At 66.2% G+C, this 5,122-nt stretch carries 8 protein-coding genes; all 8 read right to left on the reverse strand.

Going from position 1 to position 5,122, the window contains the following annotated elements; all coding sequences use genetic code 11:
* Positions 1-105: 105 nt before the first annotated feature.
* The 8 genes from MR825_RS12525 to MR825_RS12560 all read right to left on the reverse strand — a co-directional run bounded on the left by MR825_RS12525 (position 106) and on the right by MR825_RS12560 (position 4,985).
* Positions 106-699 (reverse strand): SpoIIIAH-like family protein, encoded by a 594-nt coding sequence (locus tag MR825_RS12525; RefSeq protein ID WP_186906565.1) that lies wholly within the window; start codon positions 697-699, stop codon positions 106-108.
* Positions 700-709: 10 nt separating this feature from the next.
* The gene (locus MR825_RS12530; protein ID WP_186906566.1) at positions 710-1,234 is read right to left on the reverse strand and encodes a stage III sporulation protein AG; all 525 of its coding nucleotides are present in this window, start codon (positions 1,232-1,234) and stop codon (positions 710-712) included.
* A complete protein-coding gene (locus MR825_RS12535) occupies positions 1,231-1,722 on the reverse strand; it encodes a stage III sporulation protein AF (RefSeq protein WP_186906567.1) in 492 nt (163 codons plus the stop codon). The genes MR825_RS12530 and MR825_RS12535 overlap by 4 nt, the downstream gene beginning before the upstream one ends.
* Positions 1,723-1,726: 4 nt before the next feature.
* Positions 1,727-2,830, reverse strand: coding sequence for a stage III sporulation protein AE (locus MR825_RS12540; RefSeq protein ID WP_287881025.1), 1,104 nt, complete (start codon positions 2,828-2,830; stop codon positions 1,727-1,729).
* A gap of 103 nt (positions 2,831-2,933) precedes the next feature.
* Positions 2,934-3,320 carry a SpoIIIAC/SpoIIIAD family protein gene (locus MR825_RS12545; protein ID WP_186906569.1) on the reverse strand — a complete coding sequence of 129 codons (387 nt, stop codon included), beginning with the start codon at positions 3,318-3,320 and terminating at the stop codon, positions 2,934-2,936.
* Positions 3,321-3,324: 4 nt separating this feature from the next.
* Complete coding sequence (gene spoIIIAC, locus MR825_RS12550; RefSeq protein ID WP_186906570.1) at positions 3,325-3,519, reverse strand: stage III sporulation protein AC; 195 nt, start codon at positions 3,517-3,519, stop codon at positions 3,325-3,327.
* A gap of 39 nt (positions 3,520-3,558) precedes the next feature.
* Positions 3,559-4,071, reverse strand: coding sequence for a stage III sporulation protein AB (locus MR825_RS12555; protein ID WP_186906571.1), 513 nt, complete (start codon positions 4,069-4,071; stop codon positions 3,559-3,561).
* A complete protein-coding gene (locus MR825_RS12560; RefSeq protein WP_243204656.1) occupies positions 4,065-4,985 on the reverse strand; it encodes a stage III sporulation protein AB in 921 nt (306 codons plus the stop codon). The genes MR825_RS12555 and MR825_RS12560 overlap by 7 nt, the downstream gene beginning before the upstream one ends.
* Between the last annotated feature and the right edge of the window lie 137 nt (positions 4,986-5,122).

Genomic DNA, 5,122 nt, shown 5'->3' on the forward strand with positions numbered 1-5,122 from the left:
GCTTCACGCTCCTTCTCAGCTCACTCTGCTTTCACAGTTGTAATCATTGTATCACAAAACCGAAAAATTACAACTAGATTTTCCGCTGAACGGAGCACGGCGGGCTCAGGAGGCCTCGATGATCTTGACCTGGCTGGCGGCGCAGCCGGTCTCGTCGGTGACGATCTCGGTGATCTTGGCTACGTCCGCGTCGGTCAGCCCGCTTTCCGTGGCGGAGACCACCACGCTGACGCTCTCGTCGCTGATAAAGGCCACGCAGTCGCTGTATCCTTTGGCGGTAACCAGGTTCTCGATCTGCGCTTCGGACACGGTAGCGCTGGCCAGGGTCTGGATGGCCTGACTGTTGTCCGCGCGCATGGTCTCATCCAGGTCCTCATTGGCCAGAGCATCCTGAAGGATGGCCAGAGCACTGTCCCGGGCCTGCTGCCGGTTGAGCCGGGCGGAGGCAAAATAATCGCTGCCGCTGGCCTGCGCCGCCCCGGTGGGAGAAGGACTCCCGGAGGCGCCCGGCTGGGCCGTCTGTGTGCCGCCCAAAAGCGGGTCGGCGGTCTGACCGCTTACCAGGGCCGCCTCGCCCAAGGTCTTGCCTGTCTCCGCCGCGTCGCCGCCCTCCTTCTGATAGGACCAGTTCAGGTACACCGCCACACATACGAAGAGCACGATCGCGGCTACCACCGCATTGCGTTTCCAAACTTTCATCGTCGTTTCCTCACTTTCCCTTACAGACTGATATTTTATCCGCGCCCAACCCCGTCAGGGCGGAGACCGCCTCGACGATTTTCAGCCGTACCGCATCCGCGTCCCCGCCCGAGCATACCACAAGGGCGCCCTGATATTGGGGCGAAAGCTGTTGGAGCGCCACCGGCTCCTCCGAACCGGAGCCCCGGGACACCACCACTGTGGTCAGCTGCGTATCGGTTGTCTCGCCCCGCTCCGTGGTCTTGCCGTCCTGCGCCAGGATCTGGCGGCCGCTGCTTTTCACGGTAAGTACCACCGTCACCTCCCCCGCTCCGTCCATGCGCGAAAGGGCCGCCTCCAGCCTGCGCTCCAGCGCGTCCACGCTCTGGAGCAGGCTGGTCTGCTCCGCCGTCTGCTCCGCCGCCGTCTCCTTTTCCCCGACCGAGGGCAGCAGAAGAAGCGCCGCCCCCGCCAGGATGACCAGGAGCACGAACTTATACCGGCCGAACACGCCGCGCAGCCGTTTGCTCCATGCACCCAAGGCTTCCGTTTTCATGCCCCGTCCCCGCTTTCGTAAAACTGCCGCTGGACCGGGATGGCGAAGTCCGCCTCGATTTGCCGCTCCAGCGCCTCCCGCTGCGCTCCGGTGAGCGTTCCCTGGACGGTCACCGTCTCCGGAACGGGCCACTCGCCTTCCCCGGCGGCCTGCACCGTCACCTGGCAGGCGATGCCCTGTTGTGCCGCCTTGTCCAGAATATATGCGGCGGATTGCTCCTCTATGATGCTTTTCATCAGTTCCCCATTCTCCTCCTCCAGCTGAGCGCTGTAGGCGCCCAGCTCCAGCTTATATTCCGTCAGGGACCGGGTCAGCGCAGCGGGGTCCAGCTCCACCACCGGCTGCAGTATGCTCACCAGCAGCACCAGGCCGCCGGTCAGCTTGCCGATCTTCCGGATGGTCCCCGGCGGCGTGAGCCCTTCGGCCAGGGCCACCACCATGGCCGCGCAGGTAATGCCTACCAGCCATTGCCGTATCAGTTCCAGCATAGTCTCACCCCGAAACCGCCGTAATGGCGGACACCATGGAAATAATCAGCAGCAGGGCGCAGGAGCCGGTCATGCCCAGCACCAGTCCGAAGGCCCCGCCGATGCTGTCGATGAGCCCGGCCACCCTTCCTCCGGAGACGGTGGCGCTCAGCGCCGAGGTCAGCTTGTAGGCCAGGTAGTGGATGCCCAGCTGCAAAAACGGGGCGATACACATACACAGGACCACCAGCATTCCGAACACGCCCACCGCGTTTTTCAGGATGCCGGCCCCGGCCAATACCGTCTCCGCCGCATCGGAAAGAATTCCGCCCACCACCGGCACCAGGCCGGACATGGCGAATTTAGCGGCCTTTACGGTCACCGCATCGGCGCTTCCGGCGATGACGCCGCTGACCGTCAGGTAACCGGTGAAGACCAGCAGTACGGCGGTCAGGATGCTGGTCACCACCCACTTCAGGGCGCCTGCAATGCGCTTGAGGCCCTCGTTCCCCACCGCCGCATAGGCCACGCTGGCGGCGATGTAGGCGTACACCAGCGGCATCAGCAGCCGCGTGATGAGGGTCATGAGCACATCGGAGAAGAGCATGGTCGCCACTTGCCGGGCCACCGCCCCGCCGGGAGAGCCGCTGGCGGCGGCCGCCGCCGTGATGGTGGGCAGCAGCGCTTTGGAGAACAGCTCCATATGATCCAGGGCCTCCCGGCCCATGCCGATCAGGGAGTGGGCGTCCGCCACCGCCACTGCAGTGATGGCCAGCGCGCCCACCAGACTCACCACGTCTACCGTAGCGCCGCCCCCGATACCGCTGTACACCCCCTCCGCCAGCGCGCAGAGCAGCACGATCGTCAGCAGCAGGATGCCGCTGCGCAGCGCCTTGCGCACCACGCCGAAGATCTGACCGCTGCCGGTGTCCAATATGTACTGGATGCCCTCGTCCAGGCTGGCGTCCACCGGGCTGTCCGTGCCCGGAAGGTAATCTCCCGCCGCGTCCTCCAGGCCATCCAGGTCCAATGCCTCCGATTGGGCGGCGAGCACGTCGCCGGCCCGGGCCGGGCAAAGGCAGGCCAGCAAAAGCAGCGCCGCCGCTGTGGTCAAAATCCGTTTTTTCATTGGTATCTCCTGTTTTAGCGCCTGTGATTCACAGGCAGGATGATCCGGGAAATACGGCTTGCCGGGCTGCGGAGCGGGCGGCAGCGCCCGTGCGTGCGGATGGCTACAGCAGAGCGATCACCGTATCCAGCACCGCCCGCAGCAGCGGCAGCGCTACAAACAGCGCCATGGCCGCTCCCGCCGTCTCCAGGAATGCGGCGATCCCCCCCTCCCCCGCATCCCGGCAGACCTGGGCGCAGACCCGGGTCAGGATGGCGATGCCGACCGTCTTGATGAGAGGAGCCAGCACCGCCGGGGCTAACCCCGCCGCATCGGCCAGGTCGTCCATGAGCGTCCGTACGCCCTCCACCGCCCCCAGCGTCAGGATGAGAATGGCCGCTCCCGCTGCCAGGGAAAGAACCACGGCCACTTCCCCGGCGCTCTTTTTTACCACCACCGCGCAGATCGCCGCGGCCACGGCAACGGCGGCGGCCCGTCCGATCTCGTCCATCCCGCTACAGCCCGAACAGGTTCTTTACCAGCTCGAACAAATCGCTGATCTCCCGTACTACCATCATCAGCACCACCACCAGTCCCGCCAAGGTGGTCATGGTCGCCTGCTCGTCCCGCCCCGAGCGGGAGAGCACCTGATTGAGCACCGAGACCAGGATTCCGATGGCCGCGATCCTGAAAATCAAATCCACATCCATATTCCGTTACCCTTTCCTTTCCGGCGGCTGCGCCGGGTATCACACCAGTAAGATCGCCAGGAACGCCCCGGCCGCCAGGCCAAGGGTCTGATAGACCCTTCCCATGCGTTTGCGCTCCGACCGGGCCTCCGCCAGCGCCCGCTCCAGCGCCGCGCAGGTCTGAGCCAGAGCGGCCAGCTGGCCCTCTCCATCGTAGCTTCCCAGCACCTGGCCCAGGCCGTCCAGCAGGGCGAGCTCTTCCGCTTCCAGCAGCAGGGCGGGCTGACGCACCCCCGCCTTCCAGAGCTCGGCCAGGGACCGCTCCCCCAGACTGGAGAGTCCCTCCCGGCAACCGGCAAACAGCCCGTCGGCCGGAGGATCGGCCTGCCGGGAAAGCCGTTCCAGCAGTTCCGGCATTGGAGTCAGACGGAAGGAAAGCTCCCGCTCCATCAGCTCCAGCGCACCCAGGAGCGCCTGAAGCGCACGGGCCCGCTTTGTCAGCTGTCCCGCAGCGCAAAAGCCTGCAGCGGCGGTCCCCCCAGCCAGCAGCAGCACCCCCAGCAGCTTCAGCATCGTTCCAGCTCCTCTACCGAATAGCACCGCCGGCTCCCCTGCCGCCGGATGACCACCAGCCGGCGGAAGATCTGAGCCTCCAGCAGACGCCGGTACAGCACACGCCGGCGCAGATCCTCCAGCGAAGCCCCATGGGCGGTACACAGAAGGGACACGCCGCAGTTGGCCGCCATCTCCAGCGCCGCGATATCCTCCGGCGCGGTGATCTCGTCCGCCGCCAGCGCCTGGGGGTTCATGCCCCGCAGGAGCATCAGAAGGCCCGCGCTTTTCGGACAGCCGTCCATGACGTCGGTGCGCCGCCCCACCCGGAATTGTGGGACGCCCTCGCATACGCCGGCCAGCTCGCCCCGTTCGTCGGCCACGCCCACCCGCCGGGCGGGGACCCCGTCTCCATCGGAGAGCGCCCGGATCAGGTCCCGCAGCAGCGTGGTCTTGCCCCAGCCGGGCGGCGAGAGGATCAGTGTGCTGAGCAGCTCCTCCCCCGCCCAAAGCCTGTCCAGGATCGGAGCGGCGATCCCGACCGCTTCCCGGGCGATCCGCAGAGCCAGCGAGGAGACCTGCCGCAGGTTCCACACCGCGCCGTCCTTTACCACACCGCTTCCGCAGATGCCCAGGCGGTGCCCGCCCCGGACGGTAAAAAAGCCGCTTCGCACCTGGGAGAGCGCCGTGTGGGCCGAGGCCTGGGTGGCGATCTCCAGCAGCAGGGCCAGTTCGGCCGTCCGAACGGGCCGTTCCCAGCCGGGCAGGGTGATCTCTCCCTCCGGCAGCACCAGGCTGACCGGCTGCCCCGCCCGCAGGCGGATTTCCTCCGTCCGCGCCTTCACGGCGTCGTCCAGCCGCTCCAGCGCACGGCGCTGTTCCGGCGGCAGCAGCGCCGCTGCCTGATGAAACCGCAGGATTTCCTTCTCATACATCACCATTCACGTCCTTCTTTCGTACTGGCACATCCTATGAACGCTCGTCCCACTTTATGACCGGCACGCAAAAAAACAAGCCGGTCCGCCTGGTGCGAGGCGGCCGGCATACCAAAAGCCGGAGGGCGCCGACTCCT

It is taken from the genome of Lawsonibacter sp. (genome assembly GCF_022777125.1).
GTDB classification, from domain to species: domain Bacteria; phylum Bacillota; class Clostridia; order Oscillospirales; family Oscillospiraceae; genus Lawsonibacter_A; species Lawsonibacter_A hominis.